Origin of the sequence: Catenulispora sp. MAP12-49 (assembly GCF_041262705.1) — a bacterium.
In the GTDB taxonomy this organism is placed as follows: Bacteria; Actinomycetota; Actinomycetes; order Streptomycetales; family Catenulisporaceae; genus Catenulispora.
In genome coordinates this window covers 40,252-55,667 of record NZ_JBGCCP010000010.1, presented here as the reverse complement: position 1 = coordinate 55,667, position 15,416 = coordinate 40,252, and the positions used below count along the sequence as shown (strand labels likewise).

16 protein-coding genes are annotated in these 15,416 nt (G+C 71.3%); 13 read left to right on the top strand and 3 right to left on the bottom strand.

Features of this window, described 5'->3' with window-relative positions; genetic code table 11:
• Position 1: 1 nt before the first annotated feature.
• The 6 genes from ABIA35_RS19855 to ABIA35_RS19830 all read left to right on the top strand — a co-directional run bounded on the left by ABIA35_RS19855 (position 2) and on the right by ABIA35_RS19830 (position 4,308).
• On the top strand, positions 2 to 1,060 hold the full coding sequence (locus ABIA35_RS19855; protein ID WP_370358850.1) for a lysophospholipid acyltransferase family protein: 1,059 nt from the start codon (positions 2 to 4) through the stop codon (positions 1,058 to 1,060).
• A 361-nt stretch (positions 1,061 to 1,421) separates the two neighbouring features.
• A complete protein-coding gene (locus ABIA35_RS19850) occupies positions 1,422 to 2,099 on the top strand; it encodes a Crp/Fnr family transcriptional regulator (RefSeq protein WP_370335740.1) in 678 nt (225 codons plus the stop codon).
• Positions 2,100 to 2,368: 269 nt separating this feature from the next.
• A complete protein-coding gene (locus tag ABIA35_RS19845) occupies positions 2,369 to 3,355 on the top strand; it encodes a hypothetical protein (protein WP_370358849.1) in 987 nt (328 codons plus the stop codon).
• Positions 3,339 to 3,695, top strand: a complete 357-nt coding sequence (locus tag ABIA35_RS19840) for a PadR family transcriptional regulator (RefSeq protein WP_370358848.1) — start codon at positions 3,339 to 3,341, stop codon at positions 3,693 to 3,695. The genes ABIA35_RS19845 and ABIA35_RS19840 overlap by 17 nt, the downstream gene beginning before the upstream one ends.
• A complete protein-coding gene (locus tag ABIA35_RS19835; protein ID WP_370358847.1) occupies positions 3,692 to 4,075 on the top strand; it encodes a hypothetical protein in 384 nt (127 codons plus the stop codon). The genes ABIA35_RS19840 and ABIA35_RS19835 overlap by 4 nt, the downstream gene beginning before the upstream one ends.
• Positions 4,076 to 4,107: 32 nt before the next feature.
• On the top strand, positions 4,108 to 4,308 hold the full coding sequence (locus ABIA35_RS19830; protein ID WP_370358846.1) for a hypothetical protein: 201 nt from the start codon (positions 4,108 to 4,110) through the stop codon (positions 4,306 to 4,308).
• Between the two features lie 83 nt (positions 4,309 to 4,391).
• On the opposite strand, the gene ABIA35_RS19825 is transcribed toward ABIA35_RS19830, so the two are convergent.
• The 3 genes from ABIA35_RS19825 to ABIA35_RS19815 form a co-directional block, all read right to left on the bottom strand.
• Entirely contained in the window at positions 4,392 to 5,591 is a 1,200-nt protein-coding gene (locus ABIA35_RS19825) for a DUF5667 domain-containing protein (RefSeq protein ID WP_370358845.1), read from the bottom strand.
• A gap of 256 nt (positions 5,592 to 5,847) precedes the next feature.
• Positions 5,848 to 6,699 carry an ECF subfamily RNA polymerase sigma factor, BldN family gene (locus tag ABIA35_RS19820; protein ID WP_370335728.1) on the bottom strand — a complete coding sequence of 284 codons (852 nt, stop codon included), beginning with the start codon at positions 6,697 to 6,699 and terminating at the stop codon, positions 5,848 to 5,850.
• Positions 6,700 to 7,078: 379 nt separating this feature from the next.
• Entirely contained in the window at positions 7,079 to 7,900 is an 822-nt protein-coding gene (locus ABIA35_RS19815) for an HAD family hydrolase (protein ID WP_370335726.1), read from the bottom strand.
• A gap of 70 nt (positions 7,901 to 7,970) precedes the next feature.
• On the opposite strand from ABIA35_RS19815, the gene ABIA35_RS19810 reads away from it, so the two are divergent.
• The 7 genes from ABIA35_RS19810 to hemB all read left to right on the top strand — a co-directional run bounded on the left by ABIA35_RS19810 (position 7,971) and on the right by hemB (position 15,239).
• The gene (locus tag ABIA35_RS19810; protein ID WP_370336472.1) at positions 7,971 to 8,258 is read left to right on the top strand and encodes a glutaredoxin family protein; all 288 of its coding nucleotides are present in this window, start codon (positions 7,971 to 7,973) and stop codon (positions 8,256 to 8,258) included.
• Positions 8,259 to 8,757: 499 nt separating this feature from the next.
• The gene (locus tag ABIA35_RS19805) at positions 8,758 to 9,531 is read left to right on the top strand and encodes a redox-sensing transcriptional repressor Rex (protein WP_370336470.1); all 774 of its coding nucleotides are present in this window, start codon (positions 8,758 to 8,760) and stop codon (positions 9,529 to 9,531) included.
• Positions 9,528 to 10,850, top strand: coding sequence for a glutamyl-tRNA reductase (locus ABIA35_RS19800; protein WP_370335724.1), 1,323 nt, complete (start codon positions 9,528 to 9,530; stop codon positions 10,848 to 10,850). Before ABIA35_RS19805 ends, ABIA35_RS19800 begins: the two co-directional genes overlap by 4 nt.
• Complete coding sequence (gene hemC, locus ABIA35_RS19795) at positions 10,847 to 11,800, top strand: hydroxymethylbilane synthase (RefSeq protein WP_370335722.1); 954 nt, start codon at positions 10,847 to 10,849, stop codon at positions 11,798 to 11,800. The genes ABIA35_RS19800 and hemC overlap by 4 nt, the downstream gene beginning before the upstream one ends.
• Before the next feature lie 5 nt (positions 11,801 to 11,805).
• The gene (locus ABIA35_RS19790; RefSeq protein WP_370358960.1) at positions 11,806 to 13,584 is read left to right on the top strand and encodes a uroporphyrinogen-III synthase; all 1,779 of its coding nucleotides are present in this window, start codon (positions 11,806 to 11,808) and stop codon (positions 13,582 to 13,584) included.
• 120 nt (positions 13,585 to 13,704) lie between these two features.
• Positions 13,705 to 14,163 carry a DUF5709 domain-containing protein gene (locus ABIA35_RS19785; RefSeq protein WP_370335720.1) on the top strand — a complete coding sequence of 153 codons (459 nt, stop codon included), beginning with the start codon at positions 13,705 to 13,707 and terminating at the stop codon, positions 14,161 to 14,163.
• Between the two features lie 104 nt (positions 14,164 to 14,267).
• Positions 14,268 to 15,239 (top strand): porphobilinogen synthase, encoded by a 972-nt coding sequence (gene hemB / locus ABIA35_RS19780; protein WP_370335718.1) that lies wholly within the window; start codon positions 14,268 to 14,270, stop codon positions 15,237 to 15,239.
• Positions 15,240 to 15,416 lie beyond the last annotated feature (177 nt).

Genomic DNA, 15,416 nt, shown 5'->3' with positions numbered 1-15,416 from the left:
GGTGGCGGACCGGTCCGAGGCGGTGGACGGCCCCGAGCACGCCACGGAGCACGCCGACCCCGAGCACGTCGCGGAGCACACCGCCGCCGAGCACGTTACGGAGTACGCCGCTCCCGGGCACGCCGCCCCCGACCACGCAGCTCCTGAGCATGCGGCTCCCGACCATGACCCCGAGCACGCCCCGGAGCGCACCTCGGAGCGCACCTCGGAGCGCACCTCGGGCGGCTGGGAGGAGAAGGCGGCCGGCGCCCTGGCGTTCCTGCGCCGCCGGGTCACCGGCGAGTACGAGGTCGACGAGTTCGGCTTCGACGCGGACCTCAACGACAACGTGCTCATGGGTGCCCTGCGCCCGCTCTACGAGAAGTACTTCCGCGTCGAGGTCTCCGGTATCGAGAACGTCCCGTCCGAGGGCGGCGCGTTGATAGTGGCCAACCACTCCGGCACGGTCCCGGTGGACGCGCTGATGACCCAGCTGGCGCTCCTGGACCACCACCCGGCCCGCCGCCACCTGCGCATGCTGGCCGCCGACCTGGTCTTCACGCTGCCGTTCGTGGGCGAGCTGGCGCGCAAGATGGGCCACACCCTGGCCTGCAACCCCGACGCCGAGCGCCTGCTGCGCGGCGGCGAGGTCGTGGCGGTGTTCCCGGAGGGCTTCAAGGGCGTCGGCAAGCCGTTCTCCCAGCGCTACCGGCTCCAGCGCTTCGGCCGCGGCGGCTTCGTCTCCGCGGCGCTGCGCACCGGGGTCCCGATCATCCCGGTGTCCATCGTCGGCGCCGAGGAGATCTATCCGAAGATCGCGGACCTCAAGCCGCTGGCGCGGCTGATCGGGCTGCCGTACTTCCCGATCACCCCGACCTTCCCCCTGCTCGGCCCGCTCGGGCTGGTGCCGCTGCCGACCAAGTGGCACATCGCCTTCGGGGAGCCGATCGCCACCTCCGGGTACGACGCCGGCGCCGCCGACGACCCGATGCTCGTCTTCGACCTGACCGACCAGGTGCGCGAGACGATCCAGGACACGTTGTACCGGCTGCTGTTGCAGCGCCGGTCGGTGTTCTTCTAAGAGCTCGGTGTTCTTCTCAAAGCTCTGCGTCCCTATCCAAAACTCTGTGTCCCTCTCCAAAGCCCTGCTGTGATCGCGGACACACGCCGTCGTTTTCCCGTGCCTATCAGATGACGTGGTTCAAACCGAGGGATAACCCGAGGATAGTCCGCGTCGCGCCTGCGGAGGGGGGAGCTCCGGGGGGAGCTGCGGGCGCGGCGGGGGGTCACGGGGGACTCTTCCGGGGACTTCGGGGGACCCGGGATCCGTGGGGGATGCCGGGGGGTACACGGGGGTCACGGGGGCACATTCGTCTGCACGCGAGGCGCCATTCCTCAGGCCGAGCTTTGCCTACGGGCCGGGCTCGGCTAGTTTGCGGGGAATGGCGAGTGACGAAGACGGCTTGCGGTTCTGGGATCTCCTCGACGCTATGGCAGCCGAGGAGATCCGCTCGCGGACCGTCTACCAGGTGTTCCGGGCCGGGGATTCGCTGACCGGTGAGGGGGAGGACACCCATCGGGTGTTCTTCATCCAGTCCGGGTGGGTTTCGGTGATCCAGCACAGCACCGTCGGGGCCACCCGGATCCTCGCGGTCCGCGGCCCCGGGGACGTGGTCGGGGAGCTGGCCAGCCTGTCCGAGCGGCCGCGCAGCGCCACCGTCAGGGCCCGCAGCACCGTCGAGGCGCGCGGGATGAGCGGCGAGGCCTTCATCGACCTCGCGGAGCGCACCCCCTCCATAGCCCGGGCGCTGTTCCGCGTCCTGGCCGAACGCCTCCACGACGCCGACCGGCACCGTACCCAGCTGCACGGCTCCGTCGCGCTCGGCGCGGTCGCCGACAAGCTTCTGGAGATCCACTCCTACGCCGACTCCGGGCAGGACCGTCCCGTGTTCACCCAGGAAGAGGTCGCGTGCTGGGCCGGGGTCAGCGTGCCCGCCCTGGCCCGCTCCCTGCGCACGCTCCGCGAAGCCGGGGTCATCCGCAGCGCGCGGCAGCGCATCATCGTGCTCGATGAAAAGGCCCTGCGCGAGGTCGCGCAAAACGGTCGCGTAGCCGACTGATAACTATCCGGCAACGCTCTGCGGGGGTTTTCGGGCCGGCCGGCCCTCGGCGTGCCGGAGGCGTACTTCGCACTGCGTACTTGTGACTTTGTGAAACCGCATGTGCGGGTCCTGCGAGGCCGGTTTTTGTCAGTGCCGGGCGATAGCTTTAATGCTTAACGGATCCGTTTCCGCACTAGTAAAATAGCTGGTGCGGAGATCTTGCGCATCGGAGTATCTTGCGATACATGTCGGGGGGCACGGAGGGTCGTCATCAAGGACCTGTTCTCATGAATCCGTCGCTGGAGCCGCGTAGTCGTGCTGGTAGGACGCCGCGCAGCTTCCACGGGCGGTATGCGCAGCCGATCAGCCACCAGCCACTTCCCCAAGCCGTCACCAATCTGCCCACCCACCGGTCGATCGTCGTCGTGGACGTGGTCTCGTTCACGCGGCCGGACAGGGACAACGTCGATCAACTGGCAATTCGCGCCGCGCTTTACGAGACGCTGCGCGACGCATTCGAGGATTCCGGAATCCCGTGGCGGCAGACCGTGCGGGAGGACCGGGGCGACGGTGTGCTCATCTTCGTCTCGGCGGAGGTCTCCAAGGTCCTGCTGCTCGGCCCGATGCCGGCGCGGCTGGCCGAACTGCTCGAGCGCGGCAACGCCAAGCGCAGCGTGCGGCAGCGTTTCCGGCTGCGCGTGGTGGTGCACGCCGGAGAGGTGCACCACGACGCGCACGGCTACGCCGGGTACGACGTCAACCTGGCCTTCCGCCTGGTCGACGCCCGGCCGCTGCGCGAGGCGATGGAGCACAGCGCGGCGTCGGTGGGGCTGATCGTGTCCGAGGGCGTGCACGACGGGGTGCTGCGCCATGGCTACGGCGGCCTGGACGCCGCGGCCTTCGAGCGGGTCCGGGTGCAGGTGAAGTCCGCCGACGTGCCCGGCTGGATCCAACTGTTCGGCGCCGGGGTGCTGCTGCCGATACCGCGGCAGGCGGCGCGGTCGGTGTCTGGAGGGGAGTCGGGACTGGAACCGGCGACGGCGCCGGTGCTGGGGCCGGTGATAGGGCCGGTGCTGGCGCCGGCCGGCGGGAGCGGACGCGGCCAGGACGGCCCGGTGGCGGTCCTGCTCGCCGACGAGGCCTCGCTGCTGGACGAACTGGCCGGCCTCGGGGTGCGCACCGTGGTCCTGGTCGGCGGGGCGGCCGGGCTGGCCGCGGGGCTTGCCCCGATAGCTCGGCAGCCGATATATATCGACCATGAGTTCATCGAGTAGCCGGACGGAGCAGACGTTCCAGATCCTGACCGCGCTCGTCGACGGACCGCTGCACGGTTACGGGATCATCCAGGAGGTCGCCCGCTTGTCGGACGGCCGGACCGAGTTGCGCGTGGGCACGCTCTACGGCGCACTGGACCGGCTGTCCGGCGAGGGCCTGCTGGTCTTGGACCGCGAGGAGACGGTCTCGGGCCGCCTCCGCCGGTACTACCGCCTCACCGACGCCGGCGCGCAGGTGCTCGCCGGCGAGGCGGAGCGGCTCGCCCGGCAGGCCGCGGTGGCGCTCGAGCGGCTGCGGAAACGGGGGGCGCCTCGTACGTCCCTGGGAGGGACGGCATGAGCGGTGGGGAGTTGGAGCGGCGCTATAGGTGCCTTCTGGGCATACTGCCGAAGCCCTATAGGCAGGTGCGGGAGGAGGAACTGCTCAGCACCCTGATGGACGGTGCTTCAGAGGGGCGGCGGTGGCCGGAGCTCCGGGAGACGCTAAGCCTGGCGCGGCTCGGGATGCGGGTGCGGCTGGGTTCCGCCGTCGACAGCGGTTCCCCGACGAGTACACGGGCCGGCGAGATGGTGCGTGCCGTGGGAATCGCCGGGACCATGCTGCTGGCGTTCATCGGTATGGCCCAGTTGGCCCAGTACATGGCGCCGGTCCGGGAGGACCCCATCGCCTACTGGGACTCGTCGAATCCGACGATGGTGCACGACGCCTGGCTGCCGTAGGCGTCGCGGCCTACCGGTCGGCGGTGTGGCCGGTGGCGCTCGCGGTGGTCGCCGTCGCCGCGCTCGTGCCGGTCTTCATCCGGATCGCGGCGTGGCCGTCCTACTTCGGCGCCGTCCGGTTCCCGCTGGCGTTCCTCGCAAGCGGGCTAGTGCTGGTCGCCGGGCTGGCCGTGGTCAAGGAGCGGCGTGCGCGGCGTACTGAGCGCGCTGAGCGGCCGGTGCCGACGGGCTGACCGCCGGGAGCGCGGGAGACACGAAGCGGCCGGGTGCGCATCGCACGCGGCCGCTTTCTGTGTCGTCGAACTCGCGCACCCTCTCAGTTCGGGTTCGGGTCCGTGTTCGGCGGCCCGCCGGTGGTCGGCCCGGTGGCCGGGGCCGTGTTCCCCAGGGTGATCCCGATCGGCGGCAGTCCGCTGATCAGCGGCGGCACGGTGAGTGTGGTGTCGCTGGAGCCGATCGGCACCGAGACGTGCACGCTCGAGGGGTCGCTGGACGGGGCGCTCGGGGCGGTGCTGGGACCGGCGGACTCGGTGCCGGTCGGGCCGCCCTGGCTCGGCGCGTGCTGGCCGGGCGCGGCGTGCGAGGAGGGGCTGCCGGTGGGCGTCGGGGTCCCCGGCAGCGCGCCGCCGCGGTGCGAGTCGGTGTCCGAGCTGCTCGGGTGCTGCTGGGCCGCGCGCTGCTTGGCCAGGTCGGCCCGCGCGGCGGACAGCCGGGCGTCCAGGGAGTCCATCAGCGCCACCAGGCGGCGGGCCTCGTCCTGGGTGTCCGGGGCCAGCAGCGTCTGCAGGTCCTGGACCTGCGGCTCGTAGGCCGTCAGGAAGTTCTGCAGGTTGGTCAGCGCCTCGGCGTTGCCGGACTCGGCCAGCGAGGCCAGCAGCTGCCCGGCGCTGTCGACGTCCTGGTACAGGTTGTCGGCGGTCTCGGCGATGAGCTTGCTGGAGTCGGAGCCGTCGACGTTCGAGTCGTGCCGGCCCAGCAGCTTCTGGATCTCCTCCAGGCGGGTCTTGGCCTGCCCGAGGTATTGCTCGCCGCGCTCCAGGTCCGAGCCGGAGACCGAGACCCGCATGTTCTCCAGGCTGCGCTTGACGCCGTACAGCGGGTCGCCGGGCAGCGCGCCGGACGCCGCCCACGCCACGCCGCCGATGCCGCCGGACAGCACGCCGACCGCGACGCCGCCGCCGATCAGCCGGCGCCGCCACGCGGAGCGCCCGCGCGCCAGGACGTCGCCGTCTCCGGGGCCGCCGCCGTCCACGTCGGCGTTGAACAGGACCATGAAGTCGCGGTGCAGACGGGCGCCGAGCTGTTCGCGGAACTCCGGGCGCACCGTGGGCGCGTGCGCGCGGCCCTCGTCGATGACGCTCTCGACCACCCGCAGCATCGCCCGGAGTTCGGGGTCGGCCTTCTGGGGCGGGATGAGCGTGGCGACACCCGAGCCGCCGTCCCGCGAGCCGTCGAGGCCGTCGAGCAGCCTGGCGAACTGCTCGGCCCGCTGGCGCTCGCCGAATGCTGCGGCCATGTGTCATCCTTCCTGTCCCGTTCGCAGGGAAGCCCCACCCGTCGCCCACCGCCGCCTTCGTCAGTAGGTGACGATGCTCGCCGCAGTGTTAGACACCGACAGACGACAAAGGTTGTGCCCCCGGCTCCCACCGGCATGTCTTTCGGCCCCCCATTCACCCTTCAGAGTGAGTTGTTGGACCGCTACCGGGAAAACGACGGTCCCAGTTTGGGGGTTACGGCGTGTCCCGCATACGGGTGGTCCTGGTTTAGGAGTATTAGAGGGCTTCGGCCGGCAGGAGTCGCGCAAGTGTGCGCACCGCACGGTACTGGAGCGTCTTGATCGCGCCCTCGTTCTTGCCCATGATGTCGGCCGTCTCCGCTACGGACAGTCCTTGCAGGAAACGGAGCGTGACGCACTCGCGCTGCTGGTCGTTGAGCCGGTGGACGGCGTCCAGCAGGGCCTCGTTGGACAGGTGCTCCAGCACCGAGTCCTCCGGGGACGCCTCGACCTCGTTGGAGTCGAGCATCTCGCCGGTGGAGACCTCCATGCGGTGCCGGCTGGACTTGAAGTGGTCGGCGACCAGGTTGCGGGCGATGGTCACCAGCCAGGCCCCGAAGTCCCGGCCCTGCCAGCTGAAGGTGGTGATGCGGCGCAGCGCGCGCACGAAGGTCTCGCTGGTGAGGTCCTCGGCCAGGGCGCGGGTCGACACGCGGTAGTAGATGTACCGGAAGACCGTGTCGCAGTAGATGCGGTAGAGCTCGCCGAACGCGTCGGCGCTGCCCTCCTGGGCCTGGCGGACCAGCTGCACCATCGCCTCGGACTCGCCGTCGCCGGCGACCGGGCCGCCGGCCCGGTCCGCGGTCCCCGAGCCTCCGCCGTGGCGGGCGCCGCTCCCCGAACGGGTCCCCGCGGCGTGCGCGCCGCGCCCGCCGCCCTCGCCTGCTACGACCCTTATGGCCTCGCGCAGCATGAGCAGGCCGCGCTCCTGGCGGTCCAGCAGCGGCGTCGGTGTCGGCATCGGCACGTGCGTGGACAGCACCTGCGTGGACAGCGAGCCGGTGCGGGCGAACGGGTCGCCACCCACCTTCGCGCTGTATCCGTTGAGTCCGAAGTTGTCCCGGTACACGTGTCTCCCGTGGCTCGGTTATGTAGCGGGCCTGGTTCAGCTGGCCATGTAGCTCATTGAGAAGCCTCTAGTAGCAGAGTGTTCCGCCTCGATCACCGATCGTAGGGTTCCCCATCGTACGGAATCAGGGTGGACCCGTGCGGGTGATTCCGGCTATTACACCCACAGGAAACGCCCTCTTGTACAGGAAGTCCGGTTTAGGTCCGCTCACTGGACCACGTGTGTCCGGAGGACTTTAGAGGACTTCGAGGGGCCGTGCGCAAGGGTTGCGCAGGGGACCTTCGGGAGGTCGGAGGGCGTGTGCACGGTATCGACGGACGGTGACGAGCCGTAGCTCTCAGTCGCCGTCAGTCATGGTCGCCATCAGCCACAGTCGCCGTCAGTCACGGTCGCCCGCCCAGTGCACCGCGGCCGCGGCGGCTCCGGCGGCCACCGCCCCCACCGCGGCGGCGGCACCGGCGACCGGCAGGCCGGGCCGCGCGCGCCGCGTGGTCCGGTAGTCGACGATCGCCCAGTCGTGATGCCGCGCGTGTCGCCGCAGGGCGCGGTCGGGGTTCACCGCCACCGGGTGCCCCACCAGGGACAGCAGCGGCAGGTCGTTCGCCGAGTCGCTGTAGGCGTAGCTGTGCGCCAGGTCCAGGCCGCGTTCCCGGGCCAGCCGCGCGACCTGGCGGGCCTTGTCCGGGCCGTGCAGCAGCGGGCCGGAGATGCGGCCGGTGTAGACGCCCTGGACCGCCTCGGGCTGGGTGGCCAGCGCGCCGGTGAGCCCGAGCTGCCGGGCGATCACCTGGGCCAGCTCGATCGGCGCGGCGGTGACCAGCCACACCTCTTTGCCGTTGAGCAGGTGCGCCTCGCTCAGGGCGCGGGTGCCGGGCCAGATCTTGTCGGCCAGGTAGTCGTCGAAGACCGCCTCGCAGATCTTCTCCATGCGGGCCACCTCGTGGCCCTTCACGAAGTCCAGCGCGTGTTCCTGGACGTCGTCCAGGAGCCCGGACTGCTCGCCGAAGACCCGGAAGCGCACCTGGCGCAGGGCGTGCCCGGCGATCTCGCGCTTGGTCACCATGCCGTGCGCGGTCAGGCCGCGGGCGAGGTGGAACAGGGACGCGCCCTGGACCAGGGTGTTGTCCAGGTCGAAGAACGCCGCGGAGTGCACAGTGCGCCCAGCGGAGTGCACGGTGCGCCCAGCAGTCTCGGTGCCCATGCTGCCAAGCCTAAGCCCCCTGCGTGACTGTTAGATGTCGTGTGCGTGTTCTCCGTAGGCTTTTGCCGTGATGAGACTCTTCAAGCGCGCCGGCGGCGCCCCCGTGACCGTGACCCTCGTCGGCAAGCCGGGGTGCCACCTGTGCGACGACGCGCGCGCGACCGTGCTCGCGGTCGCCTCCGAGACCGGTGCGGCCGTCGAGGAACTCGACATCACCGCCGAGGACTTCGACCCGGCGTTGAAAGCCGAATACTGGGAACAGATCCCCGTCACTTTGGTGAACGGCGAGCGCCACGACTTCTGGCGGGTGGACGCCGACCGGCTCCGCAAGGCGATCGGACAGGCCGCGAAGGGCTGAGCCGGGGGCGGGTCGGAGGCGGGCCGGGGCGGATCGGGGACCGGCCGGCGGCGGTCCGGGGCCGAAAAAGCTCTGGAGCAGAGTGATCCACGGCACTGGCGTGCCCGGTTTGGTAACTATTCGGCCTTCAGTTGTGCTGACAATTGGGACATCTCGGCTCCGGGTGACCGACGAGACTTTGTGCGTGCGTTCACAAACGCCTATCGTGCATGGCAAGAGGAACAAGCGCGCAAGCTCTGCGCCGACGCCTCTACGGCCGTCGTGGCCAGGGCACCGCTGTTCGGGCCCGAGACCGGTGCGGCCGTGTGGCTCGACCACGGGTGACACGCACAGATTGTCGACAGATTTTCTTGTGAGACACAGATTTTCTTGTGAGACACAGATCCACAGCACGACGGCAACGCCGAGCGCGAGCGCGATGAGGAGCAGCGTGGCCAGCACGAGCAGCAACGCGTCGGGCGGCACCGGATCGGACTCCCGTTCCGGCAACGGATCCTCGCTGCGTTCCCACCGGCAGGGCATCCCGGAGGCCACCGTCGCGCGGCTGCCGGTCTACCTGCGGGCTCTGATCAGCATGCAGGAGCGGGGCATCATCACCGTCTCCAGCGAGGAACTGGCGGCCTCGGCCGGAGTCAATTCCGCCAAGCTCCGCAAGGACTTCTCCTACCTGGGCTCCTACGGGACGCGCGGGGTCGGTTACGAGGTCTCCTTCCTCGTCTACCAGATCTCCCGCGAGCTGGGCCTGACCCAGGACTGGGCCGTGGCCATCATCGGCATCGGCAACCTGGGCCACGCGCTGGCCAACTACGGGGGGTTCGCCTCCCGCGGCTTCCGCGTGGCGGCCCTGTTCGACGCCGATCCCGCCCTCACCGGCTCGGTGGTGGCCGGGGTCCGCGTCCGGCATGCGGACGAACTGGAATCGGCGATCCGCGGCCTTGGAATCTCGATCTTCGTGATCTCGACTCCGGCAGCCGCCGCCCAGCCCGTCGCCGACCGTCTGGTCGCGGCCGGGATCACCTCGATCCTGAACTTCGCGCCGGTGGTCTTGAACGTGCCCGAGGGCGTGGACGTGCGCAAGGTGGACCTGTCCATCGAGCTGCAGATCCTCGCCTTCCACGAGCAGCGCAAGGGCGGGCACGCGCTGCCGCAGGCCGGAGACGAGCCGGCGGAGTCCGACGGCGGCGGGAAGACCGCCGGCGGACCTTCCAAGGCCTCCTCCTCCGGCCGTCCAGCCCTCGATTCCTCCTTGATCGACACCGGGATCCCCTCGTGAGCCTTCTAGCGGTAGGACTGTCCCACCGGTCCGCACCCCACGCGCTCCTGGAGCGCGCGGCCCTGAGCACCGAGCGCACCGGCAAACTCCTGGCCGACCTCGCCGCGTCCCCGAACGTGCACGAGGCCGCGGCCCTGGCCACCTGCAACCGCATCGAGGTCTACGCCGGCGTCGACAAGTTCCACGCCGCGGTGACCGAGATCACCGAACTGCTGTCGCTGCACACCGGCGTGGAGCCGGCCGAGCTGACGCAGCACCTGTACGTGCACTACGACGGCCGCGCGGTGCAGCACCTGTTCACCGTCGCCTGCGGCCTGGACTCGATGGTGGTCGGCGAGCCGCAGATCCTCGGCCAGATCCGCACCGCCCTGGCCACCGCCCAGGACCACGGCACCGCCGGGCGCGCGCTGAACGACGCGATGCAGCAGGCGCTGCGGGTCGGCAAGCGCGCGCACAGCGAGACCGGCCTGGACCGGGCCGGGCAGTCCGTGGTCTCGGTCGCCCTGGAAGCGGCCTACCAGGCGCTGCGGGTCGAGGGCCCGAACGAGCTGCGGGCCCTGATCATCGGGGCCGGCTCGATGGCCGCGCTGGCCGCCGCGTCACTGAACCGGGCCGGCGTTCGTCATATGGTCGTGGCGAATCGGACCCAGGAGCGGGCCGAGCACCTGGCGTCGCAGTACGGCGGCGACGTGGTGCCGATGGCGGAGGTCGTGCCGGCGCTGGGGGAGGCCGACCTGGTGGTCGCCTGCACCGGCGCGCCGGGCTACGTCATCACCGGCGAGATGCTGAACCGGGCCGCGCACAGCCACCCGGTGGCGCTGGTCGACCTGGCGCTGCCGCGCGACGTCGATCCGGCGGTCCGGGAGCTGGCCGGCGTGCACGTCGTGGACCTGGAACGGGTCGCCGAGGACGGCAGCGCGCAGGCCGCCGGCGCCGCCCAGGAGATAGGCGCGGTCCGCGATCTGGTGCTCGGCGAGGTCGAGGCCTACGCTGCCGCACAGCGCGCGGAGGCCGTCGCACCGACCGTCGCCGCACTGCGCGTGATGGCCGCGGACGTGGTCCGCGCCGAGCTGGACCGGCTGCGGGGCAAGACCCCGCATCTGGGCGACAAGGACCGCGCCGAGGTCGAGCAGACCGTGCGGCGCGTGGTCGACAAGCTTCTTCACGTGCCGACGGTGCGCGTGAAACAACTCGCCGGCGCGCCCGGCGGGTCCTCCTACGCCGAGGCGCTGCGTGAGCTCTTCGGCCTCGATCCGGCCTCGGTGGAGGCCGTCAGCGCGGCGAACGCCGCGGGCACGACGAATGAGGTGTCAGCATGAGCGGGAGTCCGGGCGGCCAAGGGTCGCCTTCCCCCGGTCCCGATCGGGCGTTGCGGCTGGGCACCCGGGCCAGCGCCCTGGCCCTGGCCCAGTCCGGGATGGTCGCCGAGGCGTTGACCGCGGCCACCGGGCGTCCCGTGGAGCTCGTCCACGTGACCACGTACGGAGACACCTCGCGCGAGGCGCTGTCCGTCATCGGCGGTACCGGCGTGTTCGTCAACGCTCTGCGGGAGGCGCTCTACGCCGGCACCATCGACTTCGCGGTGCACTCGCTGAAGGACCTGCCGACCGCGGCGCCCGAGGGGCTGCACCTGGCGGCGGTGACCGAGCGCGCGGCGGTGAACGACGCGCTGGTGGCGCGGGACGGCCTGAAGCTGGCCGACCTGCCGGCCGGCGCGAAGGTCGGGACCGGCGCCGCGCGGCGGATGGCGCTGCTGAAGATGATCCGGCCGGACCTGGAGGTCGTGCCGATCCGCGGCAACGTCGACACCCGGGTCAACCACGTGCGCACCGGCGACCTGGACGCGGTCGTGGTGGCGCTGGCCGGCCTGCAGCGGCTGGGCCGCGCCGAGGAGGCGACCGAGGTCTTCGGGCCGGACGTGATGCTGCCCTCGCCCGGACAGGGCGCGCTGGCCGTGGAGTGCGCGGACGCGGACCTGGTCGGCGTGCTGGCGGTGCTGGACGATCCGGCCACCCGGGCCGCGGTGGTCGCCGAGCGCACCATGCTGGCGGTGCTGGAGGCCGGGTGCTCGGCTCCGGTGGGTGGCCACGCGATCGCCTTGGATGACAACGTTTTGTCGTTGACCGGGGTGGTTGCTACCGTCAGCGGGTCCCGCGGCCTGCGGCTTTCCCGGACCGGTGAGGTCGGCGAGCCCGAGGCCCTGGGACGGCGGGTGGCCCAGGCGCTGCTCGCCGACGGCGCCGCCGAGCTCATGGAGGCCGGGGCGTGACCGACATGGTGAACGTGCTCGAAGTCCTGGAGGGCGCCGCGGGCGGCGCGCTGGGGGCTTCCATGCAAAACGACAAGACGGACGGTGGGGGTGAGGCAGGCATGGTGACGACTACACAGCGAGGTTCGGCCTCTGCGCTCGATTCCTGTGCGACGACGGCACTGCTGGCCTTCGTCGGTGCCGGCCCCGGTGACCCGGAGCTGCTGACCCTGCGCGCCGTGGCGCTGCTGCGGGCCGCCGACGTGATCGCCGCCGAGGCCACGCTGCTGGAGCGGCTCGCGCCGCACCTGAACCCGGACGCCGCCCTGGTGCCGGTGGCCGAGAACGAGCGGGGCGAGCTGGGCGAGCTCGGGGACGCGGCGGTCTCGCTGACCCCGGCCTCGCGGATGAAGAACCTGCTCGCCGAGGTCTCCGCCGGCCGCCGCGTGGTGCGGCTGACCTCCGGGGACCCGGGCCTGTCCGGCGTGGTGGCGGCCGAGGCCGCGCTGTGCGCCAAGGCGGGCGTGGTCTACGAGATCGTCCCGGGCGTCGCGGTCTCCACCGCGGTGCCGCTGTACGCCGGCATCCCGCTGGGCCGCTCCTCGGGCCAGGGCGGGGTGCGGATCCGGTCGCTGGCCGACGTCGCCGACTCCGCCGGCAAGCCCGGCGCCGGTCCCCTGGGCGCGCACGAGACCCTGGTGATGGTGGGCCCGGCGCACCTGCTGGAGGCGGCCGCGGCCGCGCTGCAGGCGACCGGTCTGGCCAAGGCCACCACCCCGGTCGCGGTGACCGCCGACGGCTCGATGACCACCCAGCGCACCGTGGTCTCCACGCTGGCCCGGGTCGCGATCGAGGCCTCCGCGCTGATCGCGGCCGGCGGCGAGGTGGTCGTGGTGGTCGGCGCGGCCGTCGCCGACCGGGCCGCGCTGTCCTGGTACGAGACCAAGCCGCTGTTCGGCTGGAAGGTCCTGGTGCCGCGCACCAAGGAGCAGGCCGAGGGCCTGTCCCACCGGCTGCGCACCTACGGCGCGGTGTCGCACGAGGTGCCGACCATCGCCGTGGAGCCGCCGCGCACCCCGCAGCAGATGGAGCGCGCGGTCAAGGGCCTGGTGACCGGCCGCTACGAGTGGGTCGCGTTCACGTCGCAGAACGCTGTGAAGGCGATCCGCGAGAAGTTCGAGGAGTACGGCCTGGACGCCCGGGCGTTCGCCGGGATAAAGGTCGCCGCGGTCGGCGAGTCCACGGCGCAGGCGCTGGTCGCCTTCGGCGTGCAGCCGGACCTGGTGCCCTCCGGCGAGCAGTCGGCAGCCGGGCTCCTGGAGGATTTCCCGGCCTACGACCCGGTCTTCGACCCGATCGAGCGGGTCTTCCTGCCGCGGGCCGACATCGCCACCGACACGCTCATCGCCGGCCTGATCGAGCTGGGCTGGGAGGTGGACGACGTGACCGCCTACCGGACGGTGCGCGCCGCGCCGCCGCCGGCCGAGGTCCGCGAGGCGATCAAGGGCGGCGGCTTCGACGCGGTCCTGTTCACCTCCTCCTCCACGGTCCGCAACCTGGTCGGCATCGCCGGCAAGCCGCACGCGGCGACCGTGATCGCCTGCATCGGCCCGCAGACCGCGAAGACCGCCGAGGAGCACGGACTGCGCGTGGACGTCATGGCGCCCTCGGCGTCGGTGACCGCGCTGGCCGACGCGCTGGCCGCCTTCGGCGAGTCCCGCCGGGTCTCGGCGCTGACCGCGGGCGAGCCGCTCTACCGGCCCTCCGAGCGCCGGCCGGGCGGACGGCGCCGCTCCGCACGCTGAGTCGCCGTCCGGCCGCTGTCCGCAGCGGACGCGGTGAGGACGCGGTGAGGACGCGGTGTGGACGCGGCAAGGACACGGCAATGAGTTGCGTCCGTGGGACGGAAGTGGTCAGGTAGTCGCATGAGCAGTGGCTTCGCGGACGACGTCTACCTGCCGCAGCCGGATCCGGACGCCCAGGACCCGCTGGAGCAGCTGGACGGTTCCGACACGTTGATCTCGGGTCCGGACGAGCTGGACACCGGCTATTCGCCGCCGGACCGGCCGATGGCGCTGCGCGACCCGGAGACCATGGACGAGCGCCTGGCCGAGGAGACGCCGGACGTCACGGACCTCCCGGAGGACTGGGACGGCCTCGGCGACTACGCCGGCGGCGACGGTGAGCTGATGGGCGACCAGGTCGGCGGCCGGCGCTCCGGCCGGCTGATGGCGCCGGACGAGGGTTCACACTCCGGCGGCAACGCCGATCTGTCGGCGCGGGATGTCGGCATCGACGGCGGCGCGGCCTCCGCCGAGGAGGCGGCCATGCACATCGTCGACGACGAGGAACTCGACGAGGAATACGACGACGCCGTCGACTGATCCGGCTTCGCACTTACCCCTGATATCCCGTGCTCTGTGTCTGATTCCGCACAGAGCACGCAGTCGTGCCTCGCGGCCGAAAAACCGCGAGTACCCTCAAATGTATGAGCTTCCCGCTGGACCGCCCCCGTCGTCTGCGCACCACCGCGGCCATGCGCCGCCTCGCCGCCGAGACCCGTCTGCATCCCGCCGACTTCATCCTCCCGCTGTTCGTCAAGGAGACGGTGAGCGAGCCGACGCCGATCACGTCGATGCCGGGCGTCCTGCAGCACACCCTGGCGTCGGTGCGGAAGGCCGCGGCCGAGGCCGTCGCCGAGGGCATCGGCGGCCTCATGCTCTTCGCCGTCCCGGCGGAGAAGGACGCGCGCGGCACGGCCGGCACCGACCCGCACGGGATCCTGCAGCGCGCCATCACCGAGGTCCGCGACGAGGTCGGCGACCGCATAGTGATCATGTCGGATCTGTGTCTGGATGAATTCACCGATCACGGACATTGCGGAGTCATCCGGGAAGACGGCACCGTCGACAACGACGCGACGCTGGAACGCTATGCGGAAATGGGTGTCAGGCAGGCCGAGGCCGGCGCGCATATGGTCGGCCCGAGCGGCATGATGGACGGACAGGTCGCCTATATCCGCCGCGCATTGGACGAAGCGGGCTTGCAGGACACCGGAATCCTCGCCTATTCCGCGAAATACGCGAGTGCCTTCTTCGGTCCGTTCCGGGAGGCCGTGGAGTCCAGCCTGCAGGGCGACCGGCGCTCTTATCAGCAGGATCCGGCCAATGCCCGCGAATCCCTGCGCGAAGTCCGCCTCGATATCGAGGAAGGCGCGGACATGGTGATGGTCAAGCCCGCCATGTCCTATCTGGACATCGTCCGGCAGGTGGCGGACATCTCCGAGGTGCCGGTGGTCGCCTACCAGGTGTCCGGCGAGTACGCGATGGTCGAGGCCGCGGCCGCCAACGGCTGGCTGGACCGGGAGCGGACCATCCTGGAGACGCTGACCTCCGTGCGCCGGGCCGGGGCCGCCTCGGTGCTCACCTACTGGGCCGTGGAGGCCTCGCGGATGCTTTAGGGACAAGTGTCCCGCCTCGGGACATCCCCTCCCCCGAACCCCCTCATCCCTTGCCGGACCCTTGCCGGGCCCCGGTGGAGAGGATGCGGGGGTTCGTATACTTTTACGGCGGGCTTCCCCCGATGGTAACGGGTGGATATCCAAGGGGTCCGCGGCGGTGCCGGTTTACCTGCGGTA

Coding starts and splice junctions, on each gene's coding strand:
- ABIA35_RS19785 (WP_370335720.1), top strand. CDS start 13,705: ATGAGCAGTGGCTTCGCGGACGACGTCTACCTGCCGCAGCCGGATCCG.
- ABIA35_RS19840 (WP_370358848.1), top strand. CDS start 3,339: ATGAGTTCATCGAGTAGCCGGACGGAGCAGACGTTCCAGATCCTGACC.
- ABIA35_RS19835 (WP_370358847.1), top strand. CDS start 3,692: ATGAGCGGTGGGGAGTTGGAGCGGCGCTATAGGTGCCTTCTGGGCATA.
- ABIA35_RS19790 (WP_370358960.1), top strand. CDS start 11,806: ATGGTGAACGTGCTCGAAGTCCTGGAGGGCGCCGCGGGCGGCGCGCTG.
- ABIA35_RS19815 (WP_370335726.1), bottom strand. CDS start 7,900: ATGGGCACCGAGACTGCTGGGCGCACCGTGCACTCCGCTGGGCGCACT.
- ABIA35_RS19810 (WP_370336472.1), top strand. CDS start 7,971: ATGAGACTCTTCAAGCGCGCCGGCGGCGCCCCCGTGACCGTGACCCTC.
- hemC (WP_370335722.1), top strand. CDS start 10,847: ATGAGCGGGAGTCCGGGCGGCCAAGGGTCGCCTTCCCCCGGTCCCGAT.
- ABIA35_RS19845 (WP_370358849.1), top strand. CDS start 2,369: ATGAATCCGTCGCTGGAGCCGCGTAGTCGTGCTGGTAGGACGCCGCGC.
- ABIA35_RS19850 (WP_370335740.1), top strand. CDS start 1,422: ATGGCGAGTGACGAAGACGGCTTGCGGTTCTGGGATCTCCTCGACGCT.
- ABIA35_RS19825 (WP_370358845.1), bottom strand. CDS start 5,591: ATGGCCGCAGCATTCGGCGAGCGCCAGCGGGCCGAGCAGTTCGCCAGG.
- hemB (WP_370335718.1), top strand. CDS start 14,268: ATGAGCTTCCCGCTGGACCGCCCCCGTCGTCTGCGCACCACCGCGGCC.